The organism is Akkermansia sp. 54_46, from assembly GCF_001917295.1.
Taxonomy (GTDB): domain Bacteria; phylum Verrucomicrobiota; class Verrucomicrobiia; order Verrucomicrobiales; family Akkermansiaceae; genus Akkermansia; species Akkermansia muciniphila.
This window is the reverse complement of the sequence record NZ_MNUD01000034.1, coordinates 21,556-41,385: the sequence shown is the minus strand read 5'-3', so window position 1 is coordinate 41,385 and position 19,830 is coordinate 21,556. Positions and strand designations below refer to the sequence as shown.

The window sequence follows — 19,830 nt, the reverse complement described above, 5'->3', positions numbered from 1 at the left end:
GGCGGAAAACCGCTCCCACTCCCCCTATCAATTATGAACATTACCATTCACCGTGCATCCTCCCGTGGACATGCCAACCACGGATGGCTGGATACATACCACACATTCAGCTTCGCCAATTATTTCAACCCGGAACGCATGCAATTCGGAGCTCTGCGCGTGCTCAACGACGACAAGGTTCTCCCGGAAGAAGGATTCGGCACCCATCCGCACAAAAATATGGAAGTGGTTTCCATCCCCCTGAAAGGAGAACTCCGCCACGGGGACAGCCTGAACAACAGCCATACCATCACGCGCGGAGAAATCCAGGTGATGAGCGCCGGAACGGGCATCCAGCACAGCGAATTTAACGGCAGCTCCACGGAGCCCCTGGAATTCCTGCAAATATGGATTATTCCGGACAGAGTCAACGCTCCTCCCAGGTACCGGGATTACAACATTGCTCCCCTGCTGAAACACAATGAGATTTCCACCTTCCTGGCTCCGGAAACGGAAATCTCCATCATGCAGCAGGCCTGGTTCTCCTGGGCGGAGCTGAACCGCGGCGTGGAGCGCGAATACAAATTCAAGTGCCAGAACACGGGGGTGTACGTCTTCGTGATAGACGGAGAAATCAAGATCGGAGACACGGTGCTGCACCGCCGGGACGGAGCCGGCATCACGGATACGGACTCCATCACCATGGAGGCCCTCCAGAATTCGACCGTTCTGCTGATGGAAGTGGCCGTCTGACGATCGGAAAAATGTTCCGGCTTAATGAAGAAAACCACTGGGATCTCCCGTATTTTCAGCTTCCAGCTACAATCACGAATGGCTTAGGATCATCAAAAAGGAAAATTAACAAGGTTTTATCTGGTATCCTTTTTACTGCGTCCCTTGTACAGGAATTCCGTGCTGGAATCCCGTCCCACCGTACGGTCCACAAGATCATTAATTTCCCCTTCCTGATAGCCTGCCATGCGGATGTACTTAATTACTTCCCCCTTTTTTCCAGGGAACAACCGGACAAGAGTAGGCACGAAATCTTCTTCCATCCTCTCAACGGTATTTTTAATCTCCATGTTCCTTCCGTCGTTGGCCACTATTTTGTTATCCAAATTCCTCGCCATCCTTCCGGTCTCCGCTCCAAACGGATCAAGTTTTTCCTCCAGCGTAGTTGCTTTTTCCATGCGTTCGGCAACCGCTTTTTGATAGTTCTGCCGGGCGGCCTTTTCCCGTTCCGGCAGATCATTAACATAGGCGTTACGTACCCTGTGCAACATGCGGGCTGCATAAAGACTGAAAAGATGCGCCAATTCCTTCCTTTTCAGGGGCTGATGGACAGTGAATGAATCCAGATTATTCCGGGCTATTGTGAGAGAAAAATCAAAAACATCTCCCAAAAGCCGTAAATCTATATTGTCGTTAAAGGAAGCCGTTGTTCTGCAATCATCATCCTCAAAAGGAAAAAGAGGCGCGGAGGAAACATAGTAGGCAAGCCAGAAAAACTTCTGTACAGATGCTATATCTTCTGAATGAGGATAACTTTTGAGATACCATTCCCTAGATTTTTTGTAAAATTCTTCGAGCTTGTTTTCCTTGAGCAAGATATTCAAGGCCTTGATATCTTCCGGAACATCCCTTAAGGATTTGATACTACTGGGTTTCTCCAAGGGAACTGGAAAATCTGACCCATGTGAAGAAACCACGATTCCCATGAACAGGGAAAGAAGACAACACTGCATTCTCATAATCTAATTCCGTTAATCCGTTTCTTTAGGTCCCAAATAGTTGTAATGATTCCCGGTACCATCCGAATAAGCCATAGCCGTACATCCGAATTTTGATACTTCTCCACAAACGGCACTTATTCTTCCCGTTTGTGGATTGAGGTTATAATAAAATTTAAAACGTTGTTCGACCATTTCCCCTATTTGCCCCACATCGTCGTTTCCGGAAATTGCTATTGGTCCGCCCCTGCCCTTATGGACGCGCCAGGAGCATTTCCATTTCCACTCCTGTGGCAAAATATGTATTTTCCCCTGAATATCCTGATGGGCAACTGTTCCTTTAAGATGGTCTGCAAATCGATTTGCGTTGTTAACCTCTATTGCATTATCAACTCCGTGACCTGTATGGCCAGGATCCAGAGTTCTTCGAGGGTTGTTGGGATCGGAGCCCAAATCCCGTTCAATGATTTTAATATTTTTAAAGGAGACGTTCGTAGGCTGCAATGTAACAACCAGTTGGGCTGAAGGTTGTGTAGCTCCCCGGTTATTGCAACCTACCTCTGGTGTGCCGACTCCCCTATGTGTGGCGGTCATTCCGGTGGGGAAAAATACGACCATCGAATCTTGCATGGTCACTGTACGGCCTTCGCTCGTTGTGACTTTCAATGTGATGCTGGACTGGTTCTTAAGCTGATCAGGCGTCAAATCTTTTCTGACCGACAATGTAATTTTTGCCGTTCCTTTAAGTTTATCTTCTCCAATTTCTTCCACCAGCTCCTTCCCTGAAACAAACGCCCACGTCAGTTTTTTAATATCTCCCATAGGTTTTCCCGTCAACGTAAGAGTGAAGGATTCTCCTATGCCTATGGAACTTCTCTTTTTATCGTCTTCATTTTCTTCTCCCGTGATATAACAATCAGCGGAATAAAGGGCAGTTTTCGATTCAATGGAGAGCGCTCCCGTGTCCCCATCAGGCAACGGTTCTTCAGCCTGGGAACAAAAACAGCCCAATAGCGTGCCCCCGCCAAACCAAAGAAAGATCAGGCAGTGTAAATATTTCTTGAACAGGGCATCAATAGAGGGAGACATCATACTCAGGAAAGTTTCCCAAAAATAATATTTTCACCATAAACGTCAATAATAAAATGATACTTTCAAATTCCAGAAGTCCATAAAATATATATCTATCCCATGCAGACGCTTGCTTCCTCCTGCAACACATGACAGGGGGCGGCTTTATTTACCAAAACCTTTTCCGGAAGAAGGCTTGCCCGGATTTTTCCTACTGCGCAGGAAGTGGCCCGCTCCCCATGCAAGCTGCACCAGCCCGTAGCACAGGAAACCCAGCACTACGCTGGAAACAATCCAGCCCGTCAGGAACTCCAGGCTTACCATGCCGATGCTCAACCCGTCAAACGGAGCCCAGGACCACTGCTGCACCCCCGTTTTCAGCATCTGCCAGTTTGCCCCGGAGGTGGGAATCCCCACGCTGGAAAAAAGGAACCACCCCAGCCACCACTGGCCCGGAATGGCAAAAAAGGTGAAGCCGGGAGGGGAAAGCCACGCCATCAGAATGGCTACGGGGATATTCCCCTTGCGCCACAGGCAGGCAAACACGCCCCACAGGCTCTGCATGGGCAGCGGGGCAATCGCCGCCGCGGCCCCCCAGCCGGCGCCCGTCGCTACGGACTGCCTGTTCCACGACCAGTAAACAGAATCAAAAACACTGGCGGAAAGGAACTTGCTTGCCCACGATTTTTTGCGCACCTCCGTCAGCAGGTAAAGCCTGACTTTGCGCATCAATTGCCTGTAGCGGTGTTCCATCCGCCGCAGAGTCTCCTATAAACCGGCCTTGAATCAATCGTAAAATGTTCCAGTACGAGGAATGCCGCATTTTTACGCCCGAATGCCTCTCTGCGCTCGGTTTTTCTTGATTCTTCATGCGGTTTCATGAAATACCTGCGTTCACACCTTTTTCCGAATCATGAGCAAGCAACGACTCGATATCCTTCTGGTTTCCCGCAATCTCGTAGAATCCCGGGAGCTGGCCCAGCGGCTCATCATTGCCGGAGAAGTAAGCGTGGGGGGGCATCCCTCCACCAAGCCCGGTCTCAAGGTTAATGAAGACGCGGATATCGCCATCAGAAACCGTCCCCGCTATGTCAGCCGCGGCGGCCTGAAAATGGAAGGAGCCCTGAACGCCTTCCCCGTTTCTGCGGAAGGCAAGGTCTGCCTTGACATTGGGGCTTCCACAGGAGGCTTCACGGACTGCCTGCTCCAGCACGGAGCCGCCAGAGTGCATGCCATAGACGTAGGAACCAACCAGCTCGTCTGGAAACTGCGTCAGGACCCCCGCGTCATTGTGAAGGAAAAATTCAACGCCCGCTACATGACTCCGGAGGATATAGGGGAACAAGTGGATCTGATCGTTTCCGACGTCTCCTTCATCTCTCTGAAAAAAATCCTGCCAGCCGCCTTTCCCCTGCTGAAAAAAGAAGGAGACGCCCTGGTGCTCATCAAGCCCCAGTTTGAACTTCAGCCGGAAGACATAGGCCCCGGCGGCATCGTCCGGGATCCGGCTTTGCACCAGCGGGCGGTGGACTCCATACGCACTTTCGTCACGGAGGAGCTGAACCGTTCCTGGATGGGGTGCGAACCCTCCCCCATCACGGGAACGGACGGCAACCATGAATTTCTGGCATGGCTCAAATAGCTGCAGCCTTTTACTGTCCGGAAAAATCCTTCAGGCACAGTGGAAGGGGTCAACAGTTTCTCACAGACCTGTTGCCATCCCATGATTCCACATCAAAGTCTACCCTGCCTGCCCCTTGATCAAAACTTGAGAATACCGGTATTTTCCGCTGGTAGGGAAACATTCCTCTGATGCACAGGTGACTGGCCGTGTAACCTGATGACAAACCCTACCGGGAACCTCAAAGAAGCAACAACACACCTCAGACGTGATGAAAAGAGACTTTCACCATTCTCATTGAATCCACGTTGAACATTCACCGAGCCACTCCTTTGGGCGACCGGCTCGACGTATGAAATTCAGTCTTCCCTATATACACCCTCCGAACACCGGGTTCCGCATATCCATCCCTGAAACATACTTCCAGCTCATAGTTCTGACCATTGCGAAGACGGTCAAAATACGTCAGCAACAGGTAAGCTTCCTTGATGGGGACTTCATGCTTTTCTCCCGGCTTCAACGTAATGAAGCGTATCAAAGCCGCTACCCGTTCGATTTTATACCCGGCTACATAACAGGCTATTGGATTCTCTATTTTGCCCACTCTGTACCCATATCTTTTCCCTCCCACTTTTTCCCATATTTCGATATGGATATTAGGGCCGTCATCTTTGAGGGGATAGAAGTCATCAAACAGGCGCACGGTCTTTTCGCCCTTGTTCGTGAACACCAGTTTAAAGTCAGGGAACGTCTCTCTTGCGTCAAACCGGGTCTTTTCCATCACCACGGAGCATTCCACTCCGTTGTCGGCCATGTCCCCCCATGCCGCAGCATGGAGGGACAGGCTTGCCAGAAGTACTAAAAACTGGAGGATTTTCTTCATCACAGCATCATCCCCAGGAAACAATCCTTACCCTGCTGATTATAGTAGCGCGTTTCGAGTTCACAAGAACATTGTTTCCAGCCTTCCAGATCGACTTCATCCAGGCACACCGGAATCGTGACACTGTATTCCTGACCGGGGGCAAGTTCCCGGTAGTTCAAGGGTCGCAGAAAAGTCATTTTCCCCAATTCAGAGTTCAGAATGCGGGAATCCTCCCGTTCTGTCCTCAACACCGTCAGAAAGAAATAATCGGCTGTTTCGTCATTGATTTCGTCCGGAATCCGGACAGGCTCGTTTCCTTCGTTGCGGAAGCGGACTGTGATTCTGCCTTCCCTGAACCGGGAGGTATCCGCAATGGAGAGGGTCAAGGGAGCCGGTTCCTCCGCAGCAGCCACGCTGCGGGCATACATGCCGTTGACAGGCGGAAGGAAACAGGGCGGTTCAATCGTTCCCGGTTCCGTGACTTCATCAGGTACTCTGCTCCATCCATTGGCCTTTGCCTGGGCAATAATCTTCCGGGTCGCCTCATTCAGAACTTTTTGTCCGGCACAGTAGGGACGATCATTGGCATCATCCGGTAACAATTCAATATAGTGCTTAACAGCGGTCAAGTAGGTGGTTGTCCAATTAAGAACGGACTTCCTCATTTCTGCCAAGGCATCATCCATTTTCGGAAATTTTTCGCAGGAAACAGGTTTTAATTCGATCGAATCCTGTATTCTCAAATTGTCCCAGTAGAATTTGAAGGCATCATTGTATTGACGGCGATGGTGTTCTTCGTGAGCGAGGGAAGCTTCCGACGTGTGCCATATTCCAACTTCTGCACGAGATTGATAACCGTTCATTACAGTGACCGCTTCGATGGCTTCATCTTCGGTAACGGGAGGGTTTTTGAGGGCGTCTCTATAAGTTCCCGTGAGCACAAGAATCGTGGAACCGGCAGAAACTTGTTGGACGCGCGGGTTCCATCGCTCAAGCACTTCATCCTTACAAGCCGTTATGATGATTTGCGGGATGATGAATTTCGTTTTGCAAGCGCCAATACCTTTTTTGATAACGGGTGCAGGTTCTTCGAGCGTCACCTCCACTTTCTTGGACTCTTCACAGGTAATGGTGGATTCCTTCTCAATCGTCCACAATTTGATTTTGGGGGACGGTGAGAATTCGCGCTTCATTGTCGAGTTCCCTTCGTACTTCCCTTCCTTAATGGGTTCTTTGTCCATCGTGACGTTAAACGCGGCAGCGTTGTTGCTGACGGGGGTGTAGGCATTATTCGTGTAAGATAAGGCCACCTTGTAATAGCCCGCTTTCAGGTACCTGATACCAGTTGCCAGATTCAGCTTGCCGTTGGTCGGTGTCCCATCCTTCTCACAAAGTTCCTCGCCCGCAATGGAGATACTGCCTGTGTCGTCAGCCTCCACGCCGAAATAATACAGGCCGTCTTCCTCGACCTTGATGAACATTTCCGGCGCTCCGGCGCAAGTGGCGTGTTCGCACTCCGACCCGTCAAAGTTGAACGTCATCGCATCGACTCCGAGCTTCTGAGGGATGAGAGCCTGGTATCCGTCGCAGATGACCTTCGGGCCGACTGCCTTGTTTAGAGGAATATAATTATTCATGTTCCTGATAGTTTCTTGTTTCTGAACTAAACGCTTAGTTCACCGGAAATCATGAAGAGTTCCTGGGCCAGCAACAACACGCCTCAGACGTGATGAAAAAGAAATCCCCGGTTATCTCCAATAAAAATGACGGATGCCACTCAGCACCAGCCATATATATGTTAGTAGTTTGGAACGTATCGCTACACGAACATGTGAATTAGTATACGATGATACAAAATCTACCCTGCCCAGCCTCCACCCCTTCCCTTTCGCCTGAATAGGCGGCATTATCTCATATAACCTCCATGGAAAGAAGAAGCTCCCGCCTTCCTTCATCCCATAAAAAAACGCCGCCTTTCCACGAAACAGGGAAAGACGGCGTTTCCGTTGCTACAACGTAAAATTAAAGCTGGGAAGCAGCTCCCTTGTCCAGAAGGAACTTGGCGTTCGGATGCTTCTGAAGGTAAGAGGCGGCCACCTCCACCGTCACAGGCCCCTGAACAGCCTTCTTCACGATGGACGCCTTCTTTTCACCCCAAGCCATCAGAGCCACTTCACGAGCGCCCATGATGGTAGCCACGCCCATGGTAATGGCGGTGGTGGGAACATTTTCAATACCGCCGAAAGCAGGAGCGGCGTCGGAACGGGTCAGTTCGTCCAGATGAACCTGCCGGGTAATGGTGGTGTCATCAGAGCCGGGTTCGTTAAAGCCGATATGGCCAGTCCGGCCAATGCCGAGAATCTGGAGGTCAATACCGCCGCAGTCCTTGATCTTTTGTTCATAGGCGGCGCAGTGGGCGGCAATTTCATCATCCTTCACCGTGCCGGAGGGCAGATTGATGTTTTCCGGCTTGATGTCGATGTGGTTGAAAAGGTTGGTGTGCATGAAATACCAGTAGGACTCCGGATGGTCACGATCCAGGCCGCTGTATTCGTCCAGATTGAAGGAAATGACGTTGGCAAAGGAAAGGCCTTCCTCTTTATGCATGCGAACCAGTTCCGCGTAAAAAGGCAGCGGAGTGGCGCCCGTGGCAAGGCCGAGAACCACGTTTTTGCCTTCAGCGGCGCGCGTACGGATCAATTCCGCAACTTCTCCTGCCAAAGCCTTGGCAGCATCCTGGGGAGTTTCAAAAGTTTCTACTTTCATAACGCGCCCTATTTTACTGCGTTTCCGGGCATTTTCAACCGAAATAGTCCCGGAATGATGCACAGCGGCGCACTTGCGCAAAAAATCCCCGGGTACGGAGGCCTCCACCCTTTCCCCATCCGTTCAGGAAACCGCCCGCATTACCCTTGAACTTTCCCCCCCGATCATGTATTGCCTTTCCTGACATGGCAGGTTTGATTATTTCTCCAAGAGCACGCATTTTTCAAGGACACGACTGGGTTTACGGCACGGAAGTGCGCAAGGTCTTCGGCAACCCGCAGCCAGGGGACGTTGTGGCCCTGAAGGATTTCAAGGACCGCTTTCTGGGTTCCGCCATGTTCAATCCCCATTCCCAGATCGTCGCCAGGCGCTTTTCCCGCCGCAAACAGGAACTGAACGGAGATTTCTTTTCCAGGCGCATCAGCCAGGCAGTAGAACTGCGCCGCCGCCGGCTTCCAGAAGAAACTCTCACCCGGCTCGTTTGGAGCGAATCCGACGGGCTTCCCGGCCTCATTGTGGACCGTTACGCGGATTATCTGGTCGTCCAGACGCTGACGATCGCCATGGAATGCCGCCTCCCCATCATCCTGAATGTTTTGGAAGACCTTCTTTCTCCCCGCGGGATTATTGTCAGGAATGATTCACCCATACTGGCGGCAGAAGGTATTTCCCCCTCCGTCCGGGTGGCACGAGGACAGCAACCGGAACCTTTTGCCGCACGCAGCGGCAGCGTGCAATTCATGATTGACCTTCAGACGGGACAGAAAACCGGCCTGTATTTGGACCAGCTTGACAATTACGCCGCCGTGGCGCGCTTCGCCCGCGGACGCCGCGTACTGGACTGCTTCTGCAACCAGGGCGGTTTCGCCCTGGCCTGCGCCCTGGCCGGAGCCTCGGAGGTAACGGCCGTGGACGTTTCCCAGGACGCCATGGACGCCGTAGCGCGAAACACCCGCCTGAACGGAGTCTCCGTGCAGTGCGTCACGGATAACGCGTTTGACTTCCTGAAAAAGGAAGCGGCCCTCGTCCGGGACGGAGGAGAACACAAATGGGATTTGATTATCCTGGACCCTCCCTCTTTTACCAGAAACAAAAAATCTGTGCATGACGCCATGCGCGGATATAAGGAAATCCACCTCCGCGCCATGAAGCTTCTGGCTCCGGGAGGCATCCTTTCCACCTTCTGCTGTTCCCACCACGCCGGAGCGGACCTGTTCCGGGAGAGCGTGCTTGACGCCGCCATTGATGCTCCGGCCACCCTGCGTCTGATGCAGCAACACGGCCAAAGAGCGGATCATCCGGTTTTATTGAATATTCCGGAAACGGAATACCTGAAGGGGTTCACGTATGAACTGCTTCCCGGAAGATGATTTCATGACAATAACAATAACCATTCCTCCGGTCCCGATATTGTCAAAATGAAATAAAAATACGATGCTATTTCCATTGAACAAAAACATCGTTCCAATGAAAAAATACTTGTGTATCCCCTTTTCCTCCACTATATTGCGCCTCGAGCAGGTGAGCGCTCGTTAAAAAAGCTCTCTGGATCTTAACCGATCCAGTTTCATAGGGTAGTTGGGGCGCCCCGGCCGTTTTACGGCCGGGGCGACTTTCTTTTTCAGGGAATGTCTGGAATTGCATCTTTTCAATCAGGCGGCTTTATAGTATGGTTCATGAAAATAACCCATATTTCCCTTCATGCATCCTGCCGTAGAACAAATCCGCCAGTACCTGCAATTGATCGCCCTGCAATTCGTGCAACACCCGGAACAGGCAGAATTGCGCGTTGCGGAATCCCCGCAGGGAGACGCCGTCCGCTTCCGCCTGATTCTGGAAAAAACGGACGTGGCACGCATCATCGGCCGCAATGGAATGACGGCCTCCGCCATTCGTTCCCTGGCGAAGGCGGCTGGGGAAAAACACGGCATCAAGGTCATTGTACACATGCTTTCCCATGAAGAGGCGGCTGAACAGCCGTAAACGCACTCCTGCGCCTATAATTCCACATCCAGCACCAGGGCCAGAAGGTTAAATGGAGCCGGAGTCTCCACACGGAGGGCAAAGGAAGACTGCTCATCCATACCATAGTTGTGAATCATCCGCACATAGCCGGAGTAAGGTTCGGAAACACTGTACCTGCCGGGCTGGAAATCCTTCCATGCCTCCGGAGTTCCCGTTCCGTAGCGGAATTTCAGGGTGCTTTCATGAAGCAGGACGCGCGCACCGAGTTGCTTTTTAAAGCAACCCAGCGTCTCAAGCGTTTCCAGGGGCATCGTCCTTACTTCCGCCGGAGCGGCCAGGCCTACGGATACTGTTTCCCCATCCCCCCTTCCGGGACAGGCGGCATTCCCGGCTCCGTCAACGCTGATGTCCATGCATGCGCCGTCCCCGCCCACCAGAAAGGCGCCGCATCCCGCCAAATGGCTCAGGCCGGACAGCGTCTCCCCCTTCACGACAGCCTCCGTGCAGGCATCCAGGCAGTCATTCCCATCCGCCATGCATTCCACCGTAATGCAGGCCTCCTCCCCTTCCCCGCGCGCCACGGCAAACCATACCTCCTCATCCGGTGTATTGCGGGAACCGCGCAGGGACGCCACGGACAGAATGCGGCCGTGTTCCAGGCGGTGTGCATGCCACGCCACCACATTCTGTTCCCTGTTCAGAGTCATGCATACGGCGCTGCCGTCACCCAGAACGCACCAGACATGGAACGCCGTGCTCCTCTGTACAGTCCAGTCCACAATTCCCTCCCCCAGCAAATGGTCGGACAACAGGCTCACATCCCTTGTCTGGTAACCGTCAGCCTCCAGAGAATAAAATAATTCCCGAACCTTCATCCCGCCCTGCTGCACAAAAAGAAGGCTGTTTTCTACAGACAGGGCATCTAGGGAAGCGGAGCCTACGCCGGAATGGCGCTCAAATCCGGCATTAGAGGCATTCAACCCTTCTGAATTGGTGGCGGACAGACGCCATTCCCCCTCGCTGGTTCCAATCATCAGCCCCCGGAGGGAAGCTATCCAGGAAATGCGGTTCTGCTGGGAAGCGGCCATTGTCAGAATCATGGGAGAATCCGCCGGAATTCCGGGCGTAAACGCGGAAAAATCATCCACCCTGCTGGCCCACAGCGTCTGGGGCTGCCCAGGAGTGCCTCCGAACCACAGCCGCCCCTGATGGAACTCTACCGTGCACGGATAACCGTTCCGGACCCCGAACGCACCAAAAGACCAGTCATTGGTATCACAGTCACTCAGCGTATGATAGGACAGATGAAGGGCACTCGCAAGATAGGCGCTGCGCGGGGAAACATATTCCTCCACCACCACCTCATGGTTAAAGGAGCCGGCTGATGCGCGGAATACGGGCGTTCCCGCAGAAGACCCGTCCTTGTAAGCCATGAGGCGGATTTTGTAGTAGGACATTTCCTCTTCATTGCCGCTCAGGGTGAAATTATTCCGGAACCCCTCCCTCTGCTGGAAGCTCTTCACGGAATGCCACACTAATTCCGGACGGTTGGGAAGGTAATTGGAGCCGTCCGGATACCCCCGGCAGATTTCCCATTCCGCATCCCAGGTCCCCGTAGTCTCCAACGTCCACGCGCCGTTGACATAAATGCGGGTACTGGCATCGGCCCCTTTTTCAAAAAAGGCCGTGTACCTCTCCGGGCGGTCCACCCCTTCCTGGTAGTCGCTTTCCCGGCTGAAATCGCGGATGCAGGTATAAGCCTGCCGCCAGCCGTCCTCCCGGTTCATGGAAAAAGTCTCTCCCTTGTAAAGATCCCGGCTCAGAGTCGTCAAATGGTAAAAAGGCATCTGGTTTCCCTCCGCCACGGTTTCTCCATATTTCCTGGTGATGCGCAAAAACTCCTTTCCCTCCATTTCCGGAGTGAATACATCATCGTCCGCCGTCGCCAGCAGCCTGTTGACGCTCCCCTCCCGCACCATGCGGCATTCCAGCCGCACGGCATTCAACAGGGAACTCTCATAAGGAATTCCGGAAAACTCCAACGCTTCCAGCCGCCAGTCATCGTCTGCGTAGCGGGCCAGCGTCATAGGCGGCGTAGAAGGTTCCACGCAGTAAATCACGTCATTCAGCTGCTGCATCCGGAGGTTGCTTACCTGTTCATCCGTCTTCCACGGAGTAAGCGTTTCCAGCACCCCGCCTTCCGTATCCGTCAGAAGCGCGCCATTTTTAAAATACCGAACGTAGCCGCGCCCCACTTCCAGCATGAACTGCACGCCCGTGGAGTACTTGAAGGAAACCAGCCTCACCATGCCCTCCCGGCATCCCGCGCGGGCGACCAGGCGTGTTCCCGGCCTGCGCCGGAGACCGCCGAAGGGGCTGACCAGAAAATTTATCAGCCGGGAGGCACCACGGGACACGGGGTCCAGGTCGGCGCGTCCGGCCAGCCACGGGGTCAGTTCCCCGGCTGTAAAACTGAGCCGCTGCAATACTTGTTTTGCCATATTCCTCACCACAGAAGCAGAGAGGGGCAAAAAACGTCAACACGCCTGGAAGGTTCTTCCGTTTTCTCCCAAATGCGTTCCGGGCCTCAACTCCAGTTACAGGGCAATCGCCCACAGAACTTTCAGATAACGGCCCTCCGGATAAGTGCTCAGGAAAGGGTGGTCCCAGCCGGGGCCGGTCATCGCCATTATCTGGAGCTTGCGCCCCTGCCGCTGGGCAGCCTTGATGACGGTATGCTCAAACTCCGCGGGGGAAAGCAGCCCGGAACAGGAACAGGTGACAAACAGGCCGCCGGGGCGCACGCATTGCAACCCCAACATATTGAGGTCATGGTATTTCTTGATACCCTCTTCATACCCGTCCCTGCCGACGATGAATTTGGGAGGATCCAGCAGCACAGCGTCAAACAGGCGGCCGTTGCGCACCATCTGGCGCGCATAGACAAAGGCGTCCGCATGCACGAAGTCGATGCGCTGACGGTTGATATTTCCGTTTCTCTTAGCCATGGCGACGGCTTTCTCATCCAAATCCACAGCCGTTACCTCCGCCGCTCCGCCCAGCATCTTGGCGGCAATGGAAAAGCCGCCGCTGTAGCAGCACAGGTCCAGCACCGTAGCCCCCTTCACCAGGGAGGCGAACTTGAGGCGGTTGTCCCGCTGGTCACAGAAAAAGCCCGTCTTGTGCCCCTGGGCGAAGTCCACTTCATAGGTGATGCCGTTTTCCACAATCTTCACCAGCCTGACGGGGGCCGGTGATTCCGGCGCTTCCTCCGCCCGGATTCCCTCCATGCGGGCAATTCCCTCATCCACCTGCACCACATGGCGTTTTGTGCCGCACAGGCGGTGCAGCAGGGGCAGCCAGCGGTTCAGCCTCTGCCAGACGGCCAGAGTACTCACCTCCAGGCTCAGCACGTCCGCGTAACGGTCCACCACCAGGCCGCCCAGGCCGTCGGAATCTCCGTGCAGCACGCGGTACGCATTAGTGGTTTCATCCAGGCGCAGAACTTCCCGGCGCAGCTTCACGGCGCGTTCCAGTGCGGCATCCAGATCCCGTTCGGCAAAAGCGTCCTTCCCGTGGTGCACCATGCGCAGGGGCGTGCGGCTGGCCTCATTCCAGAATCCGGCGCCGAACAGTTCGCCGTTCTTGTCATAGACGTTTACCAGGCTACCCGGCGCTATTTCCCCGCTTACGGAGCCGAGCATGCGGGGGAACACGGCCGGATTGTATGTGAAATACTTCAGCTCCACCCAGGGCTTGAGCCATTGCTCGCTCCCTTCCGGAGCCTTGTTGGCAAAAAGGTTCTTTTTGGGAGCCGTGCGCGGACGGCCCGGCTGGGAACGGCGGTCCCGGTAAACGGGCCTGGGACGGGAATCACGGGAATTGCGGAAATCGTTCATGAAATGCTGGAGAGAAGGGTTGGATCTGCGGCATAGCGGGCCACGGCCATATCGATGGCCTCTTCATACGCCCTCACGGGCTTCTTCATCAGAGAAGAGAGCCGTTCGCAGGACATGGCGGTATGCCGGGGCCGAGCATCCCTGAAACCGGCCTGTTCGTCGAGCTTTTGTTCCGCCACGGGCGGCAAAGAAGGCAGCAACCCGTGCTTCACGGCGCATTTCAGTACGGTTATGGCATAACTGTGCCAGGAAACGGGCTCCCCGGACTGGCACAGATGCAGCACGCCGGACGCCCCGCTCTCATAAGCCAGAAAACGGAGCCATGCACATAAATCTTCCACCCATGTGGGCATGGACCATTTGTCCGCCACGGCAGCCAGGGGCTCCCTTTTCATCGCCCGCCGCAGCACCATTTCCGGGAATGAGGGCCGGACCGGATTGCCGAACACCCAGGAAACGCGGGCTACCAAAGCATCCGGCATCTCCTCCCGCACACGGAATTCCGCCTCCAGTTTGGACTCCCCGTACACATTCACGGGGCGGCACTTCCCCTCCTCCGTTTTTAAGCCTTTCCTCCTGCCGTCCAGTACATAATCCGTACTTAAATGGATAAAGCGCATACCCTCCAGGCGGCAAATGCGCGCCATCATCTCCGGAGCCATGGCATTGACGCGGTGGGCCGTCTCCGGATCATCCAGGCAGGCCTCCAATCCGCTCACAGCGGCGCAGTTCACCACATGAGTGGCTCCGGAAGAAAGAAGAACACGTTTTAAAGCGCTTAAATCCTTCAAATCACAAAAACCCCGTCCGCATTTCACCACCTCCAGGCCATATTCCTCCAGATACGCCGCCAGGCGCCCCCCCACCCGTCCGTCCGCTCCGAACACCAATGTTCTGTACATGACGCAGAGCTTAGACGCTTCACCCTCCAAAATCCAATGAAAACCTTTTTTCATCGTGACAAAAGATGGAAAGGTTGTTTGAATTAAAGTTGTGTTTTACCATGAATATTCTTTAACAGCCTGCGGCCCGCTGAACGCCAGAGCCGCGGAAGTATGCAGGAAGGGAGCCCTCATTAAAACGGATGAAGGCGGGTACGGCTGCATCCAGCCGTGGCCGGAACTGGGAGACGCCACCCTGCAGGAGGAATTGGACGCGCTCAGGAAGGGTCGCCCCCTGCCTCTGGGCCTCCGCGCTGCGGAGTGCGCCCGAACGGACGGGGAAGCCCGCGCGAGGGGTGTCAGCCTGTTTGACGGCCTGCACATTCCGGAAAGCCACGCCACGCTGCCCTCCTGCGTCAGCCCCGCTACCATTCGCATCATGGAAGCCAAGGGATTCAAGGCTGGAAAAATCAAGGCCAGCGCCAACCTGGCTGCCGCTCTGGAACGGCTGACAATGCTGGCTTCCATGGTCCCCTCCTGGCGCTGGAGGCTGGACTTCAACGGCAGTCTGAATGAAAACGATGCCCTGAAATTCTGGAAATCCCTGCCCCACCACCTGAAAACCAGGATAGATTTCATAGAAGACCCGTGCCCTTTCTCCATCCAAAGCTGGGAACGTCTGGTGGATGCCGGCATGCCTCTGGCCCTGGACATGGGTTCGGACGTGGAACACCAGCCGGCTATTTCCTCAGACCTGCCCATCATCCGCATCGTCAAGCCCGCACGGGAAGCAACTCCGGAATACCTTTACGAACCTCCCGTCTTCACCACCGTCATGGACCACCCCGTAGGACAGCTCTGGGCCGTTTACCAGGCGGCGGAATATTACCGCAACTCCCTTCCCACGGAAATTCCCCTTTGCGGCCTCTGCACGCACCTTCTGTTTGAGCCGGACCCCTTCATTGACCAGATGGGCGGCATGAACCCACAAGTGGCCGTGCCCGGAGGAGCGGGACTCGGCTTCGGAGAAATCTTGGAAAACATCCCCTGGCAAACACTGTAACAATGCAAGCCTTATCTGCTTCATTGAACCCATACGGGCTCAACAGCCTTAGTTTCTATTCCAGCCATTCTACCACTTAAAAAATCTTTAAATATTATTTTTGAATTCTTTCCGGTGTCTTGGCAGCATCAGCCGTTCCATTCCAAACAACAGGAACAGGGATGGGAATGTCTTTATGGCCTCCAGCATTCATATAAAATCCAATCATTCAACCTTCGTCTTACCCATAAGGAATTCCAGTAATTTCTTTTCTTTGACCCATAGACAATAAAATCCGCCTGTACATCTTTTCTACTGGCCGTCATTAAACGGCCAGAACACCCATGACGCTCCATTCTTTTTATCCTGGCAATGTATTGGCCGGATACCGGTTACCTTTCTCCTGACATTCCGGTTTTCTTTTCCCAAGGGGAAAGGTTCAATCCCTTTTCATATGTGACGAAATATATTGTCGTGAAACAAGCTCAAAAAAACATTAGCAATCTCCCCTTCTTCAACGGTCAGGTTCCATGATATCGCACATTAATACATGGAGACAGGAAAATATTTATCCACCGGATAAGCAATCCGGTGTAAAGCCGTAAATTTTGAAAATAAGAATTTTATATAAATTGGGCATGCTGAAAAGAAAGTTCATTGTCCAAAACTACCCATCCTGTTTGAGTGAACAAGGAAGGAATGAAAAAACTAAATATTTTACTTGGTGTTAGAAAAACATTCTTCTGGGCTTGAAATTGATTGGTTCATTAAGAAAAAGATGCCTGGTTCTTTTAGATAGCGGATTGCTTATCCGATAGGCTTCTTTCAGATTCCGGGTTGGAATCCAGATAATAGAAAGAATAACACCAATTATCAATAATTATGAAAAGAACCTTATTCGCTCTGTCCTTTTTAGCGGCTTCCGCTCTGTCCAACGGAGCGGAACCAGTCTATTCCTGGGAATGGACGGCCGGTGGAGCTCAAATAACTGCTTCTGGTTGGCATAATGACTTCACTTACACGGAGGGGAATGATTACGCTTCTTTCACAAGCAGCAATAATCCATGGAACGCAAGTATTTCAGGTATTTCCAACAGTTTTACGATCAGTTTCGACCTGAAAAATCTCTCTACACAAAACAGCAATTGGAATTCCATCCTTAGTCTGTATTCCAATAACACGACATCAGGAAATGGGAACTCTCTACAGCTGCAGTTCAACTCGTCCGGAGCTCTTATGCTCTACAACAAGGTTGGCGGCGAAACTTCCTTTGGAGGAGCAAATACAGGAAACACGTCTTCCATCAATACGGGACTAACATCTGCCGATCTCCAGAGGAACACTTGGACCAGTTTCAGCATCATCTCGGATTTGGATTCCAATACTCTTTCCGTTTATGTCAACGGCTCTCTGGCTGGTTCCATTACGGAGTGGAATCCCCAGTCTCCCGCTCTGACCGGAGCTCAGTTCGGAAGCGCATTCGGAGGCGGTGGGCATGCATTGTTAGGCTCAATAGACATTAATAACATCAAGTTCTATAATGAAGTGGTGCTTCCCGTGCCGGAACCGGCCACGACTTCCCTCAGCCTGATGGGGCTTGCCGCTCTGATGATGCGCCGCCGCAGGGCTTGATTTCGTATCCGTTCCTTTTACATGCAATAAAGAGCCGCGCTTCTGACAAAAGCGCGGCTCTTACTTTTGATGATCATGAAGGACACCGCAACCGGATCATTTCAACTCCGGATGCCCATCACGGAATTTTCTATTCCGGACGTGTGGAAAATTTAAGGCCGGGATATTCCTTCACATTGCAGCCGGGCGTCTTGGGATTCACCAGCACCGGAACAAAAGTGAACATCCACCGACGCGCGGAATTGTTGCTGGGGCTCTTCACCAGCACGCGGTTCCAGCCCTTCTTCAACGGAACCATGGAAGGTTCCCGGAAATGGTAGTTTTCATCCACCATCACGCCGCTGTTGCGCGGCTTCTTCCATTGCGGCGGAGCAATCTCCCGGCCGTTCACGAAAAATTTGGGATCCGCATGGAACCATTTACCGGGAACGCTCGCCGGGCCGTTGCGCCAGTCGGACGTAGCCCAGGTATGGCCGCTGATCCAGAAAGGAACCGTCTGCGCCTTGGGGGAATAAATCCAGGTCTGCGCGTAATAAGTGTGGTTCTTGTGGGGATAAGCTCCCATCTTCGCTCCATTGAACAGCGTCGGGAAATCGCAGTAATGCTTGAAAATGATGGTGGCTCCCGTGTAATCGTCTCCGGACCACTCATAGGTGACGCCGTCAATCTCATAGGAATCCTTCATCTTCCCTGCCTTGTTATCCTCCTCCGGGGCGAATTCCGTTTCCGTCTTGCCGCCGTTGGGAATAGGCCCAAGCAATTTCCAGGGAATATTAGCCTGCCGCACGTAATTAAACTCCTTATCCACGAAAAAACGGTCCCGGATAGCGAGCACTCGGTTCTCGTAATCCGCAAATCCCTTCAGCAGAGGATCCCCCTGCACGGGCAAATTGGAAAAATACTTCATATATTCGTCCTGGTTGGGATCTCCCTGAACCTTCTCATGGGGATTGTTCCACAAGGGTTCGGAAACGAACGCCATCCCGGCGTAAACGGGCGTCTGAAGAACCTGGTTGCGCGGATCCGTAATTTCCAGGTCCGGGAAAGAACACAGCATCATGCCCAGTCCTTCCGCATTCCGAAACGGGCATGCCCGGCGGAAATACATGGTCATGGCCGTTTCAAACGGATCAAGGTGGTTCAGGTAAGTCTCCAGGGAATCAACATACTTCGCTCCGTCGGTAGGCCATGCGCCACGGTTCTGGCGGCCGGACCATAACTGCTGGATGGAGCCGTTATAGCCCTTCGGCGTCAGGCCGGGCTGCCATCTCATGGGAATGCGGCCGCAGGACTCCACTGCATGGATGTACTCCTTAAGAATCTCATTGTTCACCTGCTCATCCTTGCCGCGCACCTCGTCCGTGCCAATGTGGATGATGGGCATTTTCTCCTTGGGAACCAGGGAACACAACTCCTTGATCAGGGCCACCAGGGCTTTGGTGGCTTTTTCATCGCTCATCTTCACGTTGAGCGCCTTGCGGAACATCTGGCTGTGCCCCGGCATATCCATCTCCGGAATCAGCAGGATATTGCGCAGGCGGCAGTACTCCACCAGCTGCTTAAACTCCTTCTGCGTGTAAAACTTGCCAGGCATGCGCGTATAATTTTCGGGGGCGTTCAGCTCCGGATAAATTTTGGATTCCAGCCGCCAGCCGGGGTTCTCCGTAAAATGGAAGTGGTAAACATTCAGCTTGAGCTGCGCCATGGAATCCAGCTCCCGTGCAATCAGAGGTAGCGGCATGTAATTGCGTCCCACATCGTTCATGAATCCGCGGATTTCAAAATCCGGCCAGTCCACGATATCGCAGGCGGCAATGGTCGTCGTCCCGCCGCGGCGCAAAAGAAGCTGCTCCAGCGTTTTCATGCCGTAATAGAATCCTCTGGTATCCATCGCCGTAATGAGTGCGCCGCCGGGAGTTACACGGAGGGAATAAGCCTCCTCCTTCAGCTTGGAATTTTCCGTGCCGGCTTTCACATCCCCCTTGACGAATTTAACGGCAAACGTCCCGTCCGGAGCCACCTTCACGCGGTGCTCCGCCAGAAAAGATTTCAATTCGGAAACAATGAACTTCATCTGTTCCGGATAGGAAGTCCTGGACGGAGACGGAGCCAAAATGCGTACGGACTGCACGGGAATGGCCCTGTCGTCCCAGCGCAGCTGCTGGGGTTTGGGAACCAGCGGAGGCCGGTCCGCCGGAAACAGCCTGTAATTGGCCCCATTGGCCGGGAAAGACGGGGCCGTATCCTGCCCCCATGCTCCGGCGCAAGCCATGCACACCCATGCAAACGATAATAAAAGGAACTTCATGCGGTTCATAATACGCCCGCAATAACAGCTGCCTGTCAAACCTATCGTGTCCAACTTGCCGGAAAACGGGG

At 53.3% G+C, this 19,830-nt stretch carries 16 protein-coding genes; 6 read left to right on the top strand and 10 right to left on the bottom strand.

Annotated elements, in window-relative coordinates:
* Window positions 1-33: 33 nt before the first annotated feature.
* Complete coding sequence (locus BHW66_RS08765) at window positions 34-732, top strand: pirin family protein (protein ID WP_286689010.1); 699 nt, start codon at window positions 34-36, stop codon at window positions 730-732.
* Between the two features lie 116 nt (window positions 733-848).
* Here the strand turns inward: BHW66_RS08765 and BHW66_RS08760 are convergent, their stop codons facing one another.
* The 3 genes from BHW66_RS08760 to BHW66_RS08750 form a co-directional block, all read right to left on the bottom strand.
* Window positions 849-1,697 (bottom strand): hypothetical protein, encoded by an 849-nt coding sequence (locus BHW66_RS08760; RefSeq protein WP_146023891.1) that lies wholly within the window; start codon window positions 1,695-1,697, stop codon window positions 849-851.
* A 45-nt stretch (window positions 1,698-1,742) separates the two neighbouring features.
* Entirely contained in the window at window positions 1,743-2,801 is a 1,059-nt protein-coding gene (locus BHW66_RS08755; protein WP_094139400.1) for a hypothetical protein, read from the bottom strand.
* A 144-nt stretch (window positions 2,802-2,945) separates the two neighbouring features.
* Entirely contained in the window at window positions 2,946-3,509 is a 564-nt protein-coding gene (locus BHW66_RS08750; RefSeq protein ID WP_164917464.1) for a DUF2062 domain-containing protein, read from the bottom strand.
* 184 nt (window positions 3,510-3,693) lie between these two features.
* On the opposite strand from BHW66_RS08750, the gene BHW66_RS08745 reads away from it, so the two are divergent.
* The gene (locus tag BHW66_RS08745) at window positions 3,694-4,422 is read left to right on the top strand and encodes a TlyA family RNA methyltransferase (protein ID WP_022198225.1); all 729 of its coding nucleotides are present in this window, start codon (window positions 3,694-3,696) and stop codon (window positions 4,420-4,422) included.
* 295 nt (window positions 4,423-4,717) lie between these two features.
* On the opposite strand, the gene BHW66_RS08740 is transcribed toward BHW66_RS08745, so the two are convergent.
* The 3 genes from BHW66_RS08740 to nagB all read right to left on the bottom strand — a co-directional run bounded on the left by BHW66_RS08740 (window position 4,718) and on the right by nagB (window position 8,032).
* Window positions 4,718-5,284, bottom strand: a complete 567-nt coding sequence (locus tag BHW66_RS08740; RefSeq protein WP_094139166.1) for a hypothetical protein — start codon at window positions 5,282-5,284, stop codon at window positions 4,718-4,720.
* Entirely contained in the window at window positions 5,284-6,903 is a 1,620-nt protein-coding gene (locus tag BHW66_RS08735) for a PA14 domain-containing protein (RefSeq protein WP_286689009.1), read from the bottom strand. Before BHW66_RS08735 ends, BHW66_RS08740 begins: the two co-directional genes overlap by 1 nt.
* Window positions 6,904-7,288: 385 nt before the next feature.
* Entirely contained in the window at window positions 7,289-8,032 is a 744-nt protein-coding gene (nagB, locus tag BHW66_RS08730; protein ID WP_022198221.1) for a glucosamine-6-phosphate deaminase, read from the bottom strand.
* Window positions 8,033-8,217: 185 nt separating this feature from the next.
* On the opposite strand from nagB, the gene BHW66_RS08725 reads away from it, so the two are divergent.
* Window positions 8,218-9,402, top strand: coding sequence for a class I SAM-dependent rRNA methyltransferase (locus BHW66_RS08725; RefSeq protein WP_094139163.1), 1,185 nt, complete (start codon window positions 8,218-8,220; stop codon window positions 9,400-9,402).
* A gap of 331 nt (window positions 9,403-9,733) precedes the next feature.
* A complete protein-coding gene (locus BHW66_RS08720) occupies window positions 9,734-10,015 on the top strand; it encodes a KH domain-containing protein (RefSeq protein WP_012420852.1) in 282 nt (93 codons plus the stop codon).
* A gap of 14 nt (window positions 10,016-10,029) precedes the next feature.
* Here the strand turns inward: BHW66_RS08720 and BHW66_RS08715 are convergent, their stop codons facing one another.
* The 3 genes from BHW66_RS08715 to BHW66_RS08705 all read right to left on the bottom strand — a co-directional run bounded on the left by BHW66_RS08715 (window position 10,030) and on the right by BHW66_RS08705 (window position 14,798).
* Entirely contained in the window at window positions 10,030-12,498 is a 2,469-nt protein-coding gene (locus tag BHW66_RS08715; protein WP_128153539.1) for a hypothetical protein, read from the bottom strand.
* A 96-nt stretch (window positions 12,499-12,594) separates the two neighbouring features.
* Entirely contained in the window at window positions 12,595-13,896 is a 1,302-nt protein-coding gene (locus BHW66_RS08710; RefSeq protein WP_102733397.1) for a class I SAM-dependent rRNA methyltransferase, read from the bottom strand.
* Entirely contained in the window at window positions 13,893-14,798 is a 906-nt protein-coding gene (locus BHW66_RS08705) for an SDR family oxidoreductase (RefSeq protein ID WP_164917463.1), read from the bottom strand. The genes BHW66_RS08710 and BHW66_RS08705 overlap by 4 nt, the downstream gene beginning before the upstream one ends.
* Window positions 14,799-14,889: 91 nt before the next feature.
* Between BHW66_RS08705 and BHW66_RS08700 the strand changes: the two genes are divergently transcribed.
* The gene (locus BHW66_RS08700; RefSeq protein WP_102737299.1) at window positions 14,890-15,840 is read left to right on the top strand and encodes an enolase C-terminal domain-like protein; all 951 of its coding nucleotides are present in this window, start codon (window positions 14,890-14,892) and stop codon (window positions 15,838-15,840) included.
* Between the two features lie 861 nt (window positions 15,841-16,701).
* Complete coding sequence (locus BHW66_RS12825) at window positions 16,702-17,451, top strand: LamG-like jellyroll fold domain-containing protein (RefSeq protein ID WP_102737298.1); 750 nt, start codon at window positions 16,702-16,704, stop codon at window positions 17,449-17,451.
* Between the two features lie 130 nt (window positions 17,452-17,581).
* On the opposite strand, the gene BHW66_RS08690 is transcribed toward BHW66_RS12825, so the two are convergent.
* The gene (locus tag BHW66_RS08690; RefSeq protein ID WP_180975766.1) at window positions 17,582-19,759 is read right to left on the bottom strand and encodes a family 20 glycosylhydrolase; all 2,178 of its coding nucleotides are present in this window, start codon (window positions 19,757-19,759) and stop codon (window positions 17,582-17,584) included.
* Window positions 19,760-19,830 lie beyond the last annotated feature (71 nt).